This is a genomic window from Microbacterium sp. USTB-Y (genome assembly GCF_023703415.1).
Lineage (GTDB): Bacteria > Actinomycetota > Actinomycetes > Actinomycetales > Microbacteriaceae > Microbacterium.
The window spans coordinates 432384-450385 of sequence record NZ_JAGMTU010000004.1; the positions used below are offsets into that span (position 1 = coordinate 432384).

Annotated in this window: 17 protein-coding genes and 1 tRNA gene; 5 read left to right on the forward strand and 13 right to left on the reverse strand. The window is 71.7% G+C overall.

Annotation, left to right across the window (positions count from 1 at the left end):
• Positions 1–122 precede the first annotated feature (122 nt).
• Positions 123–857, forward strand: a complete 735-nt coding sequence (locus tag J8G10_RS12645; protein ID WP_251445266.1) for a response regulator transcription factor — start codon at positions 123–125, stop codon at positions 855–857.
• A gap of 30 nt (positions 858–887) precedes the next feature.
• Positions 888–2534: a cell wall metabolism sensor histidine kinase WalK gene (locus J8G10_RS12650; protein ID WP_251445269.1), complete on the forward strand. Its 1647-nt coding sequence runs from the start codon at positions 888–890 to the stop codon at positions 2532–2534.
• Positions 2535–2568: 34 nt separating this feature from the next.
• Here the strand turns inward: J8G10_RS12650 and J8G10_RS12655 are convergent, their stop codons facing one another.
• The 6 genes from J8G10_RS12655 to J8G10_RS12680 form a co-directional block, all read right to left on the reverse strand.
• Complete coding sequence (locus J8G10_RS12655) at positions 2569–4095, reverse strand: FAD-dependent oxidoreductase (protein WP_251445273.1); 1527 nt, start codon at positions 4093–4095, stop codon at positions 2569–2571.
• Positions 4092–4958 carry an FAD:protein FMN transferase gene (locus J8G10_RS12660; protein WP_251445276.1) on the reverse strand — a complete coding sequence of 289 codons (867 nt, stop codon included), beginning with the start codon at positions 4956–4958 and terminating at the stop codon, positions 4092–4094. Before J8G10_RS12660 ends, J8G10_RS12655 begins: the two co-directional genes overlap by 4 nt.
• A gap of 67 nt (positions 4959–5025) precedes the next feature.
• On the reverse strand, positions 5026–5493 hold the full coding sequence (locus J8G10_RS12665; RefSeq protein ID WP_251445281.1) for an FMN-binding protein: 468 nt from the start codon (positions 5491–5493) through the stop codon (positions 5026–5028).
• 112 nt (positions 5494–5605) lie between these two features.
• Complete coding sequence (locus tag J8G10_RS12670; RefSeq protein ID WP_251445284.1) at positions 5606–6643, reverse strand: ribose-phosphate diphosphokinase; 1038 nt, start codon at positions 6641–6643, stop codon at positions 5606–5608.
• A gap of 9 nt (positions 6644–6652) precedes the next feature.
• Positions 6653–8080, reverse strand: a complete 1428-nt coding sequence (gene glmU / locus J8G10_RS12675; RefSeq protein WP_251445287.1) for a bifunctional UDP-N-acetylglucosamine diphosphorylase/glucosamine-1-phosphate N-acetyltransferase GlmU — start codon at positions 8078–8080, stop codon at positions 6653–6655.
• A 1-nt stretch (position 8081) separates the two neighbouring features.
• Positions 8082–8153: transfer RNA gene (locus tag J8G10_RS12680), tRNA-Gln, on the reverse strand.
• Between the two features lie 113 nt (positions 8154–8266).
• On the opposite strand from J8G10_RS12680, the gene J8G10_RS12685 reads away from it, so the two are divergent.
• Both J8G10_RS12685 and J8G10_RS12690 read left to right on the forward strand, forming a co-directional pair.
• On the forward strand, positions 8267–8770 hold the full coding sequence (locus J8G10_RS12685; RefSeq protein ID WP_251445290.1) for a GNAT family N-acetyltransferase: 504 nt from the start codon (positions 8267–8269) through the stop codon (positions 8768–8770).
• Between the two features lie 7 nt (positions 8771–8777).
• Positions 8778–9287, forward strand: coding sequence for a MarR family winged helix-turn-helix transcriptional regulator (locus tag J8G10_RS12690; protein ID WP_251445293.1), 510 nt, complete (start codon positions 8778–8780; stop codon positions 9285–9287).
• Between the two features lie 15 nt (positions 9288–9302).
• Here the strand turns inward: J8G10_RS12690 and J8G10_RS12695 are convergent, their stop codons facing one another.
• Complete coding sequence (locus J8G10_RS12695) at positions 9303–10250, reverse strand: zinc-binding dehydrogenase (protein ID WP_251445296.1); 948 nt, start codon at positions 10248–10250, stop codon at positions 9303–9305.
• A 13-nt stretch (positions 10251–10263) separates the two neighbouring features.
• Positions 10264–11217, reverse strand: coding sequence for an aldo/keto reductase (locus J8G10_RS12700; RefSeq protein ID WP_251445299.1), 954 nt, complete (start codon positions 11215–11217; stop codon positions 10264–10266).
• A gap of 178 nt (positions 11218–11395) precedes the next feature.
• Here J8G10_RS12700 and J8G10_RS12705 point away from each other — a divergent pair, with 178 nt between their 5' ends.
• Positions 11396–12346, forward strand: coding sequence for a pseudouridine synthase (locus J8G10_RS12705; protein WP_251445302.1), 951 nt, complete (start codon positions 11396–11398; stop codon positions 12344–12346).
• Between the two features lie 234 nt (positions 12347–12580).
• On the opposite strand, the gene J8G10_RS12710 is transcribed toward J8G10_RS12705, so the two are convergent.
• From J8G10_RS12710 to J8G10_RS12730, 5 genes are all read right to left on the reverse strand, one after another.
• Positions 12581–13240: a methionine ABC transporter permease gene (locus J8G10_RS12710; RefSeq protein ID WP_251445305.1), complete on the reverse strand. Its 660-nt coding sequence runs from the start codon at positions 13238–13240 to the stop codon at positions 12581–12583.
• Positions 13240–14307, reverse strand: coding sequence for a methionine ABC transporter ATP-binding protein (locus J8G10_RS12715; protein WP_251445308.1), 1068 nt, complete (start codon positions 14305–14307; stop codon positions 13240–13242). Before J8G10_RS12715 ends, J8G10_RS12710 begins: the two co-directional genes overlap by 1 nt.
• A gap of 76 nt (positions 14308–14383) precedes the next feature.
• The gene (locus tag J8G10_RS12720; protein WP_251445312.1) at positions 14384–15295 is read right to left on the reverse strand and encodes a MetQ/NlpA family ABC transporter substrate-binding protein; all 912 of its coding nucleotides are present in this window, start codon (positions 15293–15295) and stop codon (positions 14384–14386) included.
• 82 nt (positions 15296–15377) lie between these two features.
• Complete coding sequence (locus J8G10_RS12725; protein ID WP_251445315.1) at positions 15378–16052, reverse strand: DedA family protein; 675 nt, start codon at positions 16050–16052, stop codon at positions 15378–15380.
• Positions 16053–16171: 119 nt separating this feature from the next.
• A complete protein-coding gene (locus J8G10_RS12730) occupies positions 16172–17986 on the reverse strand; it encodes a Na+/H+ antiporter (protein WP_251445318.1) in 1815 nt (604 codons plus the stop codon).
• Positions 17987–18002 lie beyond the last annotated feature (16 nt).

The following is an 18002-nucleotide window of genomic DNA, read 5'->3' on the forward strand; positions in this document are numbered from 1 at the left end:
TCCACGCGCGGGATGCTCTGATCGCCCGCGGCCCGGCCCCGCGGACCCCCTCGCGTCGCGATCGACCACAGGCGATCGGAAGCTCATAGGGCGTTCATAGAAACCTGAGGAGAATGGATCCCATGAACGATCACGCCACTGAGCTGCGCCGCCCCGACGGCTCCCCCCTGCGGATCCTCGCGGTCGACGACGAGCCGATGCTCACCGACCTGCTCGCCATGGCCCTGCGCATGGAGGGCTGGGAGGTCCGCACCGCCGGGTCAGGGCTCGAGGCGCTGCAGGTCGCCCGCGACTTCGGCCCCGACGCCCTGGTCCTCGACGTCATGATGCCCGACCTGGACGGGCTCGGCGTCCTCAAGCGCCTGCGCGAGCAGGGCAACATGGTGCCGGTGCTGTTCCTCACCGCCAAGGACGCGGTGGGCGATCGGATCGCCGGCCTCACCGCCGGAGGGGACGACTACGTCACCAAGCCGTTCAGTCTCGAGGAGGTCGTCGCCCGGCTGCGGGCCGTGATCCGCCGTTCCGGCGGGGCGACCACGAGCGAGAGCGACTCGATCCTCCAGGTCGGCGATCTCACCCTCAACGAGGACAGCCACGAGGTGGTCCGCGACGGGGACGAGATCGAGCTCACCGCGACCGAGTTCGAACTGCTGCGCTTCCTCATGCGCAACGAGCGCCGCGTGCTGTCGAAGGCGCAGATCCTCGACCGGGTGTGGAGCTACGACTTCGGCGGCCGCTCCAGTGTCGTCGAGCTCTACATCTCGTATCTGCGCAAGAAGCTCGACGCCGGTCGTGACGTGCCGCTGATCCACACCGTCCGCGGTGTCGGCTACATGATCAAGGCCCCGCAGCAGTAAGCCCGCGCACCCGATGGAGTCCTCACGCCGATGAACCCGTTCCGCCCCCGCCCGCGCGGCCCGCTCTCCCTGCAGACCCGCCTCATGGCCGCGGTCACCGGGTTCGTGTCGCTGATCCTCGTCGTCATCGCCATCGCGACGAGCGTGGTGCTCGGGAACGTGCTCAACGGGAGGCTGCAGGACGAGCTGTCGGCCACCGCGAAGAGCGTCGGCGCCATCGCCCGGCAGTCGGCCGTGATCGGACACTTCGTGCCGGCCGCGTCCGACCTCGTGGTGGGGCCCACCGGCGTGCCCAACGGCACGCTCGTCATCGTGGTCTCGGAGAGCGGAGCCGCCAGCGGCACGGTGGTCACGTCAGACCGGGTGGCGCAGGATCTCACCGCCCTGCAGATCCACCAGGCCGTCACCGCGCTCTCGGAGGGACGCTACGCGGAGGATCTCTCCCAGCTCGGCGACTATCAGTTCGTGCACCAGCCCGTGCCCCCGGCGGGCCCGACGCAGTTCGAGGTGATCACGGGTCTGCCCCGCGCCTCCACCGAGGCGCAGATCACGACGCTGTTCTCGATGATCGCGCTCACCACGATCGGCGGGCTCATCCTGCTCGCGCTCTCCACCGCGATCACGATCCGGGTGGCCCTGCGCCCGCTGCGCGAGGTCGCCGCCACGGCGAACCGCGTCGCGAACCAGCCTCTGGACCGCGGAGACGTGTCGATCACCGAGCGCGTGCCTGCGGCCGAGGCGGATCCGCGCACCGAGACCGGACTGGTCGGCGCCGCCCTGAACACGCTGCTCGACCACGTCGACGCGTCCCTCGCCGTGCGTCAGCGCAACGAGGAGCGGATGCGGCAGTTCGTCGCCGATGCGAGCCACGAGCTGCGCACGCCGCTCTCGTCGATCCGCGGCTACTCCGAGCTCTCGCTGCGCGCGCTGTCGAGGTCGGAGGCGCCGGAGGACCCCGCCACCGCCTCGGCGCACACCGCGCTGGAGCGCATCCAGGCGCAGTCCCTGCGGATGACCAGCCTCGTCGAGGATCTGCTGCTGCTCGCCCGCCTGGAGGAGGGCAGGGAGCTGTCGCTGTCGTCCGTCGACCTCTCCCGCCTCGCGATCGAGGGCGTCGAGGACGCACGCCCGACGGCCCCCGATCACGAGTGGTCGATCGACGTGCCGGAGGAGCCCGTGGAGCTCATCGGCGACACCGGCCGGCTGCAGCAGGTCGTCACGAACCTCATCGCCAACGCGCGCACGCACACCCCGGCCGGCACCCGGATCTCGATCGAGGTCGCCGACGAGGACGACGCCGCCGTGCTGCGGGTGAGCGACGACGGCCCCGGCATCGATCCCGCCGTCCGCGACGAGCTGTTCAGCCGCTTCGCGCGCGGCGACCGCTCGCGCAACCGCGCGACCGGCGGATCCGGGCTCGGCCTGTCGATCACCAAGGCGATCGTGGACGGTCACGGCGGCACGATCTCCGTGCAGAGCGAACCGGGCGCGACCACGTTCACCGTCCGGCTGCCGCACGTCCCGCATCCGCAGACCGGCGCGACGCCGACCGCGGATGCGGCACCCGGCGCCCCCGCCGGATCCGCCTCCGCTGCTCGGCCCGACGAGGACCGCCCGGCCGAGGACCGCACCGCCGGGGGCGGCCACGAGATGACCCGCACCGTCGGCGGACGCTGAGCCCGCGGGCGCTCAGGCGCGTGCGCCCGCCGGATCAGTAGCCCGCGAACGCATCGGTCGTGACCCGACGAGCACCGCGCAGGGTCGGCGCGAGGTCCGCGAGGAGCCGGGGCGGCCCCGAGACGTAGGCGTGGCGTCGCGCCAGGTCCGGAACCAGCTCCCGCAGCAGCGCGGCGTCCAGCCGCCCTCCCCCGGCCCACTCAGCCCCCGCGGGCAGGGCCTCGGGGCGGTCCGGGGTCACGACGACGATCCGCGCCCCGGATGCGGCGAGCTCGTCGAGATAGGCGCACTCCTGCGCCGAGGACGCGACGAGCACGAGCACGCAGTCCGTGCGGTCTCCGGCGCCGAGCTGCGACACGAACGGCGTCACGCCGATCCCCGCGGCGAGGAGAAGCACGGGGACGTCACGGGCGGGCAGCACGAAGTCCCCCCAGACACCGGTGGCGGTGAGCACGTCGTCGGCCTGCACCACGCCGAGCGCGCGCTTGAAGGTGGATCCCGGCTCGGCCTCCCGATAGGCGATGCGCACGAAAGGCAGCTCCGCCGGAGCGGAGACGATGCTGAACTCGCGACGCGTGCCCCGGGCGTCGGGGCGGCGATGCGGCACCTGCAGCTCGAGGTACTGGCCCGGTGCGAAGCGGAACCGCCGGCGCGTCCGGAAGGTGAGCTCGTGCACGGTGGGGGTGAGCGCTCTGCGGCGCACCAGGGACAGCCGGATCCCGGATCGGGCGACGAGCACAGCGGCGAGCAGGTTGCCGACGAGCAGCGCCCGCTCCTGCCCGAGGGTGATGACGCCGAGCGACAGCGGCCAGCCGGCGAGTACGCCGACCACCGCCGCGACGAGCAGCTGCTGCCCGCGCCGCGCCGGCAGGGTGAGCGGCTCGGTCAGCATGAACGCGCCGAGGAACAGCACGGGCGACTGCAGCAGCACGGTCGTGAGCAGGCCCGCCGGGTCTACCGCGATGCCGGCCGCGGCGGACTGCACGGAGAGCCGTGCCGTCGACACCGCGGCGTAGGCCGCGACGAAGAGCAGCACGACCGCGACGCGTTCCGTGCGCCACAGCACCAGCAGGCCGAGCAGGACCACGGGCAGGGCGAGGGCGGGCGTGCCCACCCACCAGGCGGAGAAGCCCAGCGTCGTGAGGGTGAGCACCGTCGCCCCGACCGCGGCGGGGTTGAGCAGATGCCGCCCGCGCCAGACCAGCACGTACTTGGATGCGCTCGCGACGACGCCTGCGAGGGCGATGCCGCCGATCTGGTCGGGGTTCGCCCCCGGCTGCACCACGAACAGCAGGATCAGCGCCGTGATCAGCGACGACTCGATCCGCCGCGGCACCCGCAGCAGGGCCTGGGCGACCGCGTCGGTGCAGAAGGTCGCGACCAGCAGCAGGGCGAGGCTGGCGACGACGTCCAGCGGCGTGACGCCGATCCAGCCGAGCGCCGACTCGACCACGGCGACCACGGCCAGCGCGATGAGCGCGTACAGCGTGAGCCGGTACATCGTCAGACGCCCCAGCTGCGCGAGCACGCGCTGCTGCAGGCCGACCAGCGTCGCGATCATGCGAACACCTCCATCCGATCCCCGGCCGACCACTCCACCGCGCCCGCGGTGGTCATCCGCACCCATTCCACACCGAACCGGTCGGCGAAGGCGGGACCGCCGTCGAAGAACAGCGCCATGGCGGCGGCGTCGGCGAGCATCGCCTCCTCCGCGATCGCCCAGGTCGCGGCGACCGTGCGCACGGGCTCGCCGGTCCGGGCGTCCAGCACGTGGTGCAGTCCGCCGTGCGGCCCGGGCCAGGCGCGCCGGTTCACGGCCGACCCGCACAGCGCGGCATCCGCGACCTCGGCGACGCCGATCGCCCGCGTCCCGTCGAACGGATGCTCCAGTCCCACCCGGATCGGCGGGCCGCTCAGCCGCAGGTCGCCTCCGGCGTCGACGAGACGCTCGGCATGCCCGAGCGCGCCCAGCAGGTCGTGCACGACGTCGACGAGGCGCCCCTTGCCGATCGCCCCGACGTCGATGAGGGCCGGGGCGTGCAGCGTGAGCGCGCCGTCGTCCCAGGCGAGCTGGTCGGCCCAGTCCCCCGGCGCCGGGAGCGGACCGCGGTCGTGCAGCGAGTACCGCGCATCGTATCCCCGGGCCGAGAGGCTGTCGCCGACGAGCGGCTGCACTGCCCCGCCCGTCGCCTCCGCCAGCGCCCGGTAGAGGTCGAGCATGGCGCGCGCATCCGGCGGAGCGGGGACCTCCTGGGGCTCCGCGGCCAGCGCCGTCACGAGCGAGTCGTCGCGGAACCGCGACCAGGTGTGGTCGAAATCGTCGATCGTCTCGCCGACGGCGTCGCGGTCCGCATCGGCCAGGGGCCGGGAGGTCGCGATCTCCCAGACGGTGCCGATCGCCTCGAACCGCCAGACGTGGTCCACTCAGCCGTCCTTGCGCGAGGGCCGGCCGGCCCGAACCGGATCCGGCTGCGCCGCGGAAGGACCCACGTCAGCTCTTGGCCTCGGTACGGATGGTCGCCAGCGCCTGGGTGAAGCCCTTGCTCGTGAGCGAGGACCCGGACACCCGGCTGACGGAGATCTCGTCGAGCTTCTTGCCGACCACCTGCGCCGAGATGCCGCCGATGAACTGCGACTGATAATGCTCCGTCTCCGACGCCTGCGGGTCCCCGGTGACCTTCACCGCGGTCACCGTGTCACCGGCGATCGTGATCGACACCGTGATCTTCTCCACGGTCTCCGGCGTCTGGTACGAGCCGTCGGCGGTGTAGGTGCCGTCCTTGTACGTGCCGCCCGTGCCGGAGGCTGCGGGCGCCGATGCCTCCGCGGTGCTCTGCGGTGCGGGCGTGTCCTTCGTCGTCTCCGCGGAGGAAGCCTCGGCCGCACAGCCGGCGAGCAGCAGCGTTCCGGCGATGCCGACGAGGGCGGATCCTTGGCGTACCGAGGGCGAGAGCTTCATACGATCCAGCTTCAGCAATCCACCTGTGCGTCACCTTTGAGATGTCGGGACGCCCCGTGAAGGACGAGGGGCCGGCCGGGATGCGCCCGGCCGGCCCCTCGTCGATCTGAGGTCAGGCGGCTCCGTCGAACATGCTCGTGACGGATCCGTCCTCGAACACCTGGCGGATGGCGGTGGCGAGCAGCGGCGCGATCGGAAGGATGCGCAGCCCCGGGAACCGGCGCGCCTCGGAGAGCGGGATGGTGTCGGTGACGACGACCTCGTCGATTGCGGAGTCCTGCAGACGCTCGCTGGCAGGGTCCGAGAAGATCGCGTGCGTCGCCGCGACGATCACCTTGCGGGCGCCGTTGGCCTTGAGCGCCTGAGCCGCCTTCACGATCGTGCCGCCGGTGTCGATCATGTCGTCGACGAGGAGGCAGGTGCGTCCGTCGACGGTTCCGACGATCTCGTGGACCGAGACCTGGTTGGCGACCTTCGGGTCGCGGCGCTTGTGGATGATCGCGAGCGGAGCGTCGAGGCTGTCGGACCAGGTGTCGGCGACGCGCACGCGTCCCATGTCGGGCGAGACGATGGTGAGCGTGGCGCGGTCCTCCGCCGTCAGCGTGTCCTCGAAGTGCTCGAGCAGCACAGGCTTGGCGAAGAGGTGGTCGACCGGGCCGTCGAAGAAGCCCTGGATCTGGGCGGCGTGCAGGTCGACGCTCATCACGCGGTCGGCGCCGGCGACCTTGAGCATGTCGGCGACGAGACGCGCCGAGATGGGCTCGCGACCCCGGCCCTTCTTGTCCTGCCGGGCGTAGGGGTAGTAGGGGGCGACCACGGTGATGCGCTTGGCCGACGCGCGCTTGGCGGCGTCGAGCATGATGAGCGTCTCCATGAGCCACTCGTTGATCGGATCCCCGAAGGACTGGATGATGAACAGGTCGCAGCCGCGGATCGACACCTCGAACCGGGCGTAGAGCTCGCCGGACGCGAAGGTGCGGTGCTCGACCGGCGCGATCTCCGTGCCGAGGGCCGCGGCGACCGCCGCGACCAGCTCGGGGTGCGAGCGCCCGCCGGCGACGACGAGCCGCTTCTTGGTCTTCGCGACCAGACCTGGCGCGATGTCGTTCTCGCGATCCAGCTCGACCGTCGTGTTCTTCTTGCGCCCCATCGGACCCGCCTATTCCGCCGAATCGGCACGCGCCGCGTCTGCTGCGGCCGTGCCTGCTCTGTTCTTCTCGACCCACCCCTCGATGTTGCGCTGGGGTGCGACGCTCATCGCGAGGGCACCGGCGGGGACGTCCTTGCGGACGACGGCTCCGGCGCCGGTCTTCGCGCCGGCTCCCAGCCTAACGGGCGCGACGAGCACCGTGTGCGAGCCCGTGTGCACCTCGTCCCCGATCTCGGTGCGGTGCTTGTTGACGTCGTCGTAGTTCGCCGTGATCGTGGAGGCGCCGAGGTTGACGCCGCGACCGACCGTCGCATCGCCGACGTACGAGAGGTGCGGAACCTTGGATCCCTCGCCGATCTGGGCGTTCTTCGTCTCGACGTAGGCGCCGATCTTGCCCTCGTCGCCCAGCGTCGTGCCGGCGCGGAGGTAGGAGAACGGCCCGACCGTCGCGCGCGCGCCGATCACGGCGAGGGTCGCCTCGGAGCGGCGCACCTCGGCGTCCTCCCCCACCTCGCAGCTGACGAGGGTGGTGTCGGGGCCGATGACGGCGCCGGAGGCGACGGTGCTCGCCCGCAGGATGTGGGTGTTCGGCAGCACCGTGACGTCGGGCGCGAGCGTCACGTCGTCGTCGATCCAGGTGGTCGCGGGATCCTGGATGGTCACGCCCTCGCGCTGCCAGCGCCGCACGATGCGGTCGTTCAGCGTGCGCGCGGCCTCGGCGAGCTGCACCCGGTCGTTGATGCCGAACGTGGCGGTGGTGTCGGCCGCGATCTCGACGGCGACCTTCTCGTCGTGCGCGCGCAGCAGGCCGATGACCGTGGTCAGGTACATCTCGCCCTGGGCGTTGTCGGTCGTGACCTGGGCGAGCTCGGTGCGCAGGAGCCCGGCACGGAACACGTACACGCCGGCGTTGATCTCGCGCGTCGCCTTCTCGGCGTCGTCCGCGTCCTTCTGCTCGACGATCCGGGCGACGTCGCCGGCGGCGTCGCGGATGACCCGTCCGTATCCGGTCGGGTCGTCGACGATGGCGCTCAGGATCGTCGCCGCAGCGGCAGCGGCGCGGTGCCCGTCGACGAGCGCCTGCAGCGTCTCGGCCTCCAGCAGCGGCACGTCGCCGGAGAGAACCAGCACGTCGCCGTCGAAGCCCTCCGGGAGCGCGTCGAGGGCGACCTGCACGGCACGCCCGGTGCCGGGGATGTCGTCCTGATCGACGATGACCGCTTCCGGATGCTCGGCGGCGAGCGCCGCGACCACCTGATCGCGCTCGTGGCGCACCACGACCTCGACGGTCTCTGCGCCCAGCTGCGAGGCGGTGGCGAGCACATGCCCCACGAGGGTGCGTCCGCCGATGGGGTGCAGCACCTTGGGCAGCCGGGACTTCATGCGGGTGCCCTGCCCTGCGGCGAGCACGATGATGGCGAGTGCGTTCTTCGTCATGCTCCGCCGCCAGGATTCGAACCTGAACCTCACAGCTCCAAAGGCTGTCGTGCTGCCGTTACACCACGGCGGACCGCGGGCGCCGGGATGACGGCCGCCCCCTAAGTCTGCCAGACCGCATCATGCGTGACGGGCGCGGAACACCCCGGCAACACCCGCGTAACGTCGCTGCGAGACCCTGGGGTCATGAGGATCCGCATCTCCCGGGTGGACACCCCGACTCCCGACCTCGAACGCTTCCTGGCCGATCACCTGCGCGACATGGAGGCGACCGCACCTCCGGAGAGCCGGCACGCCCTGGACCTCTCCCGTCTGTTCGCGCCGACCGTGCGCCTGTTCACGGCGACGGTGGACGGCGTCCTCGCCGGCACGGGAGCGCTGGCCGCGCTCGAGCCGGGCCACGAAGAGCTCAAGTCGATGCGCACGGCCTCGCGGATGCGGGGGCGCGGAGTCGCATCCGTGCTGCTCGCGGCCCTGCTCGATGACGCGCGCGACCGCGGGATCGGCCGGGTGTCGCTGGAGACCGGTGCCGACGACTTCTTCTGGCCCGCCCATCGGCTCTACGCCAAGGCCGGATTCGACGAATGCGCACCGTTCGGCGGGTACGTCGAGGATCCGCACAGCCTGTTCCTCACCATCGCGGTCGTCCCGAGGACCGCCGTCGGCGCGGCGGTCGCGGTCGGTCGATAATGGACGGATGAGCATCGGCGAGCAGCGCACGGGCGACGAGGTCGACCGGATCGTCGAGGCGTGGAACACGCAGCGCCCCGACCTCGACTTCTCGCCGCTCGAGGTGCTCTCGCGTGTCGACCGCCTCTCGCGCCTGCTGGACCGCGCCCGCCGCGACGTGTTCCGTCGGAGCGATCTGGAGACCTGGGAGTGGGACGTGCTGTCGGCGCTGCGCCGCGCGGGCGCCCCGTTCCAGCTCAGCCCGAAGCAGCTGCTGCAGCAGACGCTGGTCTCCAGCGGCACCATGACCAATCGCATCGATCGGCTGGTGGGCCGCCGCCTGGTGCGCCGCGAGGCGGATCCGGACGACGGCCGGAGCGTGCTCGTGACCCTCACCGACGACGGCAGGGTGCGGGTCGACGCGGCGATCACCCGCCTCGTCGATGCGGAGGCCACGCTGCTGTCGGCGCTGAGCCGCAGCGACCGCGAGCGCATCGCCGCCCTGCTGCGCAAGCTCAGCCTGAGCTTCGACGCCTGACGGCCTCGCAGGCGCTCAGGCGTCCGGGTCCACGATCACCACGACCTTGCCGGTGACCCGTCCGCTCTCCACCCGCTCCTGCGCCGCCGCGAGGGCGTCGAAACCGAACTCCGCATCCAGGTGCACGGCGAGTCGTCCCGCGTCGGCGAGAGCGGCGATCTCCGCCAGCTGCGCGCCGTTCGCGGCCACCAGGATCCGCTGCACGGGATCCGCTCCCCAGGAGCGCAGCTCGGCCTCCTGAGCTGCGGAGAACCCGGTGATCGTGATCACGGCGGTGCCCGCATCGACCGCCCCGCGCGGCGGCAGCGTGTCCGAGACCGTCACGATGACGGCGTCGACCGCCCCGATGGCGGCGAGCGCGGACTCGTCGCGATAGTCGATCACCTCGTCCGCTCCCCAGGAGGCGACGAGGTCCTGCTTCGCCGGGCTCGCCGTCGCGATCACGAAGGCGCCCCTCGCCTTCGCGAGCTGCACGGCCACATGCCCGACCCCGCCCGCCCCGCCGAGCACGAGCACGCGCGCATCGCGGTCCGCGCCGATGCCCGCGGCATCCAGCGCCTGCCACGCGGTGAGCGCCGCGAGCGGGGCAGCGCCCGCCTGCGCGGTGCTCCACGCCCGCGGCGCCGCGGCCAGATCGGCGGCGGGCACCGCCACGAGCTCGGCCAGGGTGTGCGCAGCCTCGGGGAAGCGCGCGAGAGCGAACACGGCGTCGCCCACGGCCCACCCGGTCACCCCGTCGCCGACGGCCACGACCGTCCCGGCGACGTCCCACCCGGGGCGGTCCGAGTAGCGGATCGCCCCGAAGTCGTGGCCGGCCGCGCGGATCTTCACGTCCACCGGGTTGAGGCCGACCGCTCCCACCCGCACGAGGACCTCGCCCGGTCCGGCCGCCGGGGCCTCGACGTCGCGGAACCCGATGACCTCCGCCGCCCGCCCGGGGCCGGTATATGCCGCTGCACGCATGATGCCCCCTCCGTCAGACCTGCGCCGGCGTCCACTCGGAGACGCTGCGCAGCCGCGCGATCTCGTCGTCGGCGAGCGAGAGGCGTCCTCCGGCGAGCAGATCCGGCACCTGCTCCGGCGTGCGGGCGCTCGCGATCGGCGCGACCACCGCGGGCTGCGCGCGCAGCCACGCGAGCGCGGTCGCCGCGATCGACGCTCCGTGCGCGTCGCCGATCTCCTCGAGGGCGTCGATGATGCGCAGGCCGTGCTCCGTCGCGTACTTCGCGGCGCCGGCGGCGCGCGGCGACGTGTGACCCGCCTCGTCGACGGACCGGTACTTGCCCGTGAGGAAGCCGCTCGCCAGGGCGTAGTACGGCACGAGGCCGAGTCCGAACTCGGTCGCGACGGGGACGATCGTCTCCTCGACCTCGTTGCGGTGCACGAGGTTGTAGTGCGGCTGCACAGCGACCGGAGCGGCGACCCCGGTGGCCCGCGCGATCTCCATCCACGCGCGGATCCGGTCGGCCGAGTAGTTGGACACCGCGATGTTGCGCACCAGTCCGTCCGTGACGAGCTGCCCGAACGCCCCGACGGTCTCCTCGAGGGGCACGGTCTCGTCGTCGAAGTGCGCGTAGTACAGGTCGATCGCGTCGACTCCGAGCCGGCCGAGCGACGCCTCCGCCGCGCGGCGGATGTTCGCCGCCGACAGCCCGGGGAACTGCGGATGCTGGCTCACCTTCGTGGCGACCACGACCCCCTGGGGGCGCCGCGAGGCGAGCCACGCGCCGATGATCGTCTCGCTCTCGCCCCCGCTGTTGCCCGGCACCCAGGCGCTGTAGGCGTCGGCCGTGTCGATGGAGTCTCCGCCGCCGGCCACGAAGGCGTCCAGCACGGCGAACGACGTGTCGCGGTCGGCGGTCCAGCCGAACACGTTGCCGCCGAGCGAGAGCGGGAAGACGGACAGGTCACTGGATCCGATGCGAGTCATACCCGGCGCAACCGCGGTCGCGGCGAGACTATTTCCCGATCACGCGGATCCGTACCCGTCGCAGAAGATGCCGTTCCGAGCGGGCCAGGGCGACGTCTTCTGCGACGGGAAGGACGGCACCGTCGTCGCACGGCGCCCGGCTCCGTCACTCCCGGCACCGAGAACTAGGCTGGACCGGATGGCGATGCGCTCCCCCCTGCCCGTACGCGACGGCGTCGGCGCGACCCGGCTCCGGGTGCCGTCGGACGGCCCGTGGCCGACCGTCGGCGCCTTCATGGCCGAGCGCTTCTCGCACCTCGATCCGGAATACCTGCTGGCGCGGTTCGACCGCGGCGAGATCGTCGCCCTGGACGGCTCCGCGCTCACCCGCGAGACTCCGCTGGGCGTGCACGACTTCGTCTGGTACTACCGTGAGCCGCCCGCCGAGAAGGCGATCCCGTTCCACGTGGAGATCCTGCATCAGGACGCGGATCTCGTCGTCGTCGACAAGCCGCACTTCCTGCCGACGACGCCGGGCGGCAAGTATCTGCAGAACTCCGCACTCGTGCGCCTGCGCAACGCGCTCGGGATCCCCGAGCTCACGCCGATCCACCGTCTGGACCGCGCGACCGCCGGGCTGCTGATGTTCTCGGCGCGCCCCGCGACGCGCGGCGCCTACCAGCTGCTCTTCGAACGCCGCGAGGTCGAGAAGGTCTACGAGGCGGTCTCCCTCCTGCCCGCCGGCTGGGACCCCGCGGCCCCCGCCCTCCTCGGCTCGACGTTCCCGCTCGTGCACCGCAATCACATCGCCAAGCTCCGCGGGCAGGTGCGGGTCCAGACGGATCCGGCGCGCGAGCCGAACGCCGAGACCCGGATCGAGCTGCTCGGGTTCGACGACCGTGTCCTGCACACCCTGCTGCGCCCCCACTCGGGACGCATGCATCAGCTGCGCGTGCACCTCGCCGAGCTCGGCGCGGGGATCATGAACGACGGGTTCTACCCCGACCTGCTCCCCGAGACCCCCGACGACTTCGCGCATCCCCTGCAGCTGCTGGCCCGGGAGCTGCGCTTCACGGATCCCCTGTCGGGCGCTCCGCGAGGGTTCACCACCCGGCGCACACTGCAGGAGGCGCCGTCCGCGCGACAGTGACCCGCGCCCGCCGGCCGTTGTGCAGGGAGCCCCTGTCGTTCTGCAGGGAGCCCCTGTCGTTCTGCAGGACCGTCCACGGCGTCCGCCCCCGGATCCCCGGTCGATCAGCGCGCCACGACCGGGCGGCGCCTGCAGAACGGCGCACCCTCCCTGCAGAACGGCGCACCCTCCCTGCAGAACGGCTCACCCTCCCTGCAGAACGACGCACCCTCCCTGCAGAACGGCGCGCCGCGGTCAGCGCCGCATGATCCGCCGGGCGAGCCAGGTGCCGAACGTCTGCACGAGATGGACGAACACGACGATGAGGATGATGGCCGCCCACATCACGACCGGCTCGAACTGCCGGAAGCCGTAGACCTGGGCGAAGGCGCCCAGTCCGCCGCCGCCGACGAGGCCGGCCATCGCCGTCATGTCGATGAGCGCCACCACGATGAACGTGTAGCCGAGGATCAGCGGGCCGAGCGCCTCGGGCATCGCGACCGTGAGCAGGATCCGCCACGGACCGGCGCCCATCGACCGAGCCGCCTCGATGACGCCCGGCGACACCGAGACGAGGTGCTGCTCCACGATCCGTCCGATCGCGAAGGATGCCGCGACCCCGATCGCGAACGCCCCCGCGTTGATCCCGATCCCGGTTCCGATGACGATCCGGGTGAACGGCTGCAGCACCGCGATGAAGATCACGAACGGGATCGGCCGGATGAAGTTGACCAGGAATGAGATGAGGATGCTCAGCGGGCGGTTCGCCATCAATCCGCCGGGGCGGGTCACATAGAGGCCGATGCCGATGACGGTGCCGATCGCGCCCGCCATCGCGAGCGCGAACGTGGTCATGTACAGCGTCTCGAGCGCCGCCTGCCAGAAGTCCGGCAGAAGTTCGATCAGGCGATCCATCAGCGCACCTCCCCCTCTGCCGCCGCCGCGCCGGTCGCGCGGGCCGCCTCGGTCACGGTCGCGTGCGCCCCGATCTTCGTGAGAGCGGCGTCGATCGCGGCATCCGACCCGCGGATCGCGAGGGTGAGGTGTCCGAAGGCGCGACCGCGGATGTCGTTGATGCCGCCGTAGACGAGCTCGAATCCTAGTCCCGCCTCCGCGAGATCCAGGAAGACCTGCGCCTGGGAGGAGTCGCCGTCGCGGAAGGAGAACGTGACGAGCCGGCCCTCGTGGCGGGCCTGCAGCGACGCCTGCTCCGCGGGGCTGGGGACGCCCTTGATGACGGTGCCGACGAAGCGCTGCGACGCCGGGTTCTGCGGGTTCGAGAACACCTCGAACACGTCGCCCTGCTCGACGACGCGGCCGTTCTCCATCACCGCGACCTTCGTGGCGAGCGTCTGGATGACGTCCATCTCATGGGTGATGACCACGATCGTCACCCCCTGCTCGCGGTTCACCCGGTCGAGCAGTTCGAGCACCTCGTGCGTCGTCTGCGGGTCGAGCGCGCTGGTCGCCTCATCGGCGAGCAGGATGGCCGGCCGGGTGGCCAGCGCCCGGGCGATGCCGACGCGCTGCTTCTGTCCGCCGGAGAGCTGCTCCGGGTACGCCCTGGCCTTGTCGGACAGGCCGACGAAGGCGAGGAGCTCGGTCACCCGCGCCTCGATGTCGGCCTTGGCCCAGCCCGCGAGCCTGAGCGGGTAGGCGATGTTCGCGCGCACCGTCTTCGCCGAGAAGAGGTTGAACTGCTGGAAGATCATGCCGATGCCGCCGCGCACCCTGCGCAGCTCCCGCTCGGAGAGGGTCGTGACATCGACGCCGTCGACCACGAGACGTCCGCTCGTGGTCGGCTCCAGCGCGTTGATCAGCCGCACCAGGGTGGACTTCCCCGCCCCGGAGTAGCCGATGATCCCGAACACGTCGCCCTGGGCGATGTCGAGGGACACGTCGTCGACGGCGACCACGGGCGCGCCGTCCTTCGTCGCGGGCGGATAGGACTTGGTGACGCCCTGCAGGCTCACGATCGGCATGGGTTCTCCGGAGGTAGCGGTGGCACGGGAATCGGGCGGCGCAGAACGCGCCGCCCGATCCTCTCGCGTGGTCGACTCAGCCCTTGTGGGCCGTGACGTCGGCCTCGACCTTGGTCAGGGTCTTCTGGAGCTCGGCGGGCGCGATCTTCAGCGGAACGCCGGTGTCGCCCGAGGCCTTCGCGAGGCCCTTCTGCACGGCCTCGTCCGTCTGGAAGATCTCGACCAGCTTCTGGTAGGTCGCGTTGTCCTTCTCCTTGGCCGGCGCCGCGAAGATGTTCACGTACGGGAGCGCGTTGGGATCCTTCGGGTCGTCCTGGGCGATGGCGTCCTTGAAGGTGAGCCCTGCGTCCTTGACGAAGTCGTTGTTGATGATCGCGGCGGCGACGTCCGGAAGCGACGTCGGGATCAGCGCGGCCTCGAGCGCGGTGACCTTGACCTTCGACTTCGCCGTGTCGACGTCGGCGAGATCGGAGAAGATCGAGCCGCCGCTCTTGAGCGTGATGAGGCCGGCCGACTGCAGGACGAGCAGCCCGCGCGCCTGGTTGGACGCGTCATCCGGCACCGCGACGGTCTCGCCCGCGGGGATGTCCTTCACGCTCTTGTACTTCTTCGAGTACAGGCCCAGCGGGTAGATCGCGGTCGAGCCGACCGGCTGCAGGTCCTTGCCCGACTTCACGTTGTACTGCGCGAGGTACACGATGTGCTGGAACTGGTTGAGGTCGATCTCGCCCTCGGAGAGCGCCGGGTTGGGCTGCTCGTACGAGCCGAAGTCCACCAGCTCGACGGTGATGCCCTCCTTCTTCGCGGCCTCGACGAACGCGGGCCACTGCGGGTCGCTCTTGCCGACGACGCCGACCTTGACCGTCTTGCCGGTCTCGGCGGTCGGGTCGGATCCGGCGTTCGACGCCGACGAGCAGCCGACGAGGGAGAAGACGAGCGCGGCGGCCGCGGTGGCGGCGGCGAGCGCGGTGGTGAGCTTGCGGGACATGTGCGGTGGGTTCCTCTCTTGGGGGACGCCACCACGGTAAGAGCCTGGCCGAGCGCGCCCCGAATCGATTCGTCACACGACGTCACAGCTCGGTGCGACCCCCGGCGACGACGAGGGCGGGTCGCTCCGTCTCGCGGGAGGTCGCCGGCGCCGCCGACCGGCTGCGCAGACGGCGGACGAGGCGGGATCCGAGATCGATCAGCACTCCGAGCAGGAGCGAGAGCACCACCCCGACGACCGCGGCGAGCAGGGGCGAGTGCCCGAGCCACGCTGAGGCGACCGAGGCGATCAACGCGCTGAGGCCCACCCAGCCGACGGCCGCGACGAGGGACAGCGGCAGGAAGCGGCGATACGGCAGCCGCGTCGCCCCCGCGGTCATGTTCACCGCGACTCTCCCCACCGGGATGTACCGCGCGACGAGCAGCGGGATGGCCGGGCGAAGGGCGAGCCGCTCCCCCGCCCAGGTCAGCGCGGATCGCACGCGCGGGCGACGCATCCACGCCCATCGCGCGGTGCCCACGCGGCGTCCGATGGCGTAGGCGGCGCTGTCGCCGGCCGCCGCGCCGATCCCGGCGGCGAGCAGGATCAGGAGCGCGGTCGGGGTGGCCGCGGCTCCCGTCGCGAAGGCCAGCGAGAGCGCGCCGACCACCACCGTCTCGCTCGGCACAGGCGGGAAGAACCCGTCCAGGAAGCAGAACAGCAGGATCAGCAGCGGAGCCCAGGGGGTGACCAGGAAGGAGCTCAGGACGTCGACCATGACCTCACGGTAGGTCGAGGCCGCCGTCGTACGCGTCCCTCTGCAGAGTGATCCTCCCCGCCCATGCCGATACCGGGGTACGACCGCGTCCGGCCCGGATCACGACCCGGCGGAAGCACTCAGTCGAAGTCCTCCAGCCCTTGCAGACGGAGCTGCTCGAGGTCGAGCCGCGCCGAGATCCGGCGCACGATCACGTCGTCGACGGTGCCGGAGCGCCGCAGGCCCAGCAGCACCTCGCGCTTGCGGTCGAGCAGCGCCAGCTTGAGCCGGGTGAGCTCGTCGTGCCGGACCAGCGGCGAGCGCTGCAGGACGTCGACGTCCTCGGAGGTCGCGATCATCTGCAGCGTCGCGCCCTCGATGACGGTCCGGCGCCGGCCGGATCCGCCCGCGCCGTCGGAGATCGGATCCTCGTCGGCGGCGCCGGAGGCCGTGCCCGCGGCGAGCGGATCCGCTCCGTCCTCGCGGGCGTCGGTCCCGGCGGCCAGCGGGTCGGGCTGGCCGAGCATCTCGTCGAGCGCCCGCACCTCGGCGTCGACCAGCGCCTGCTCGCGGGCGAGCGTGCGCGCGTTCGTGTACTCCAGCATCTGATAGCCCTCGAAGCGGATCCGATCGCGCACCTCGTCGCTGATCTCGTGCTGCACGGCGAGGTCGTCGAGGGCGGCGAGCGCGGCGCCCGAGATGGTGCGCTCGGCGAGCTCGTACTCCTCGACCTCGCCCTGATCCGCGGGGATGCGCGCCCAGCGCACGATCGCCGGCAGCAGCATCCCCTGCACCAGCAGGCTGAGCAGGATCACCCCTGCGGTGACGAACACGATCTCGTCGCGGCCGTCGAGCGCGCCCCCGGCCACGGCGCCAGCGGGGACGGACAGCGCGATCGCGAGGGACACCGCGCCGCGCATGCCGGCGAAGGTGCTGAGCACCCGCGACCGCGCCCGCACGCCGCGCGGCGGGCGCGGTCCGCTGCGGCCGTAGAACGGCACGCTGAGCAATTGGAACAGATACCGCACGACGAGCAGCGCGACCCACACGGCGACGGTCACGAGCACCAGGCGCCCGATCGCGCCGGCCGAGATCTGATGCACGACGTACTGCACCTCGAGACCGATCAGCACGAAGAGGGCGCCGTTGAGGAGGAACACTCCGAACGGCCAGGCCGATTCCGCCTGACGACGCGACGGCGCGGTCGTCACCGTCGGCGACACGTAGGCGATGATCACGCCGGCGACCACGACCGCGAGCACGCCGGATGCCCCGATGAGCTCGGCGAGCAGGAAGGCCACGAACGGGATGAGCAGCAGCGTGGTGTTGATGACGATCGTGGATCCGATCGCGCGCAGCAGGAGGTAGCCGAGGGCCGCCACGGCCACGCCCGCGGCGATGCCGCCCGCGTAGGAGACGACGACGGTCCAGGTCACGCTGAGCGGGGTGATGTGCCCTCCGACGGCGAGGGAGAGCCCGATCGCGTACAGCACGAGCGCGGTGCCGTCGTTGGTGAGGCTCTCCGCCTTGAGCTTCATGAACATGCGCCGCGGCAGCATCCGCCCGAGCGCGGCGACGGCGGTCGCGTCCGGCGGGGCGACCGCCGCGCCGAGGATCAGCGCGGTCTCCCAGGGCAGGCCGAACAGGATTCCGATGCCGGCCACGGCGAACGCCGACGCCACGACGAGCAGCGTGCTCATCGGCAGGATGTAGCGGAAGTCGCGGCGGATCGAGCGCAGCGAGGTGGTGAGGCTCTCCCAGAACAGCATCACGGGCAGGAACAGCAGCAGCACGGTCTCCGGCGGCAGCTGGATCTCCCGCAGCGCCGGGACGAAGCCCAGCGCGAGCCCGAGGACGACGAGCACGAGCGGCAGCGCCAGCCGCAGCCGCGGCGCGAGCAGCGCCCCCGTCAGGATCGTCAGCCCCAGCAGGACCGTGACCTCGAGACCTTCCATGCGCTGTCTCCTCTCG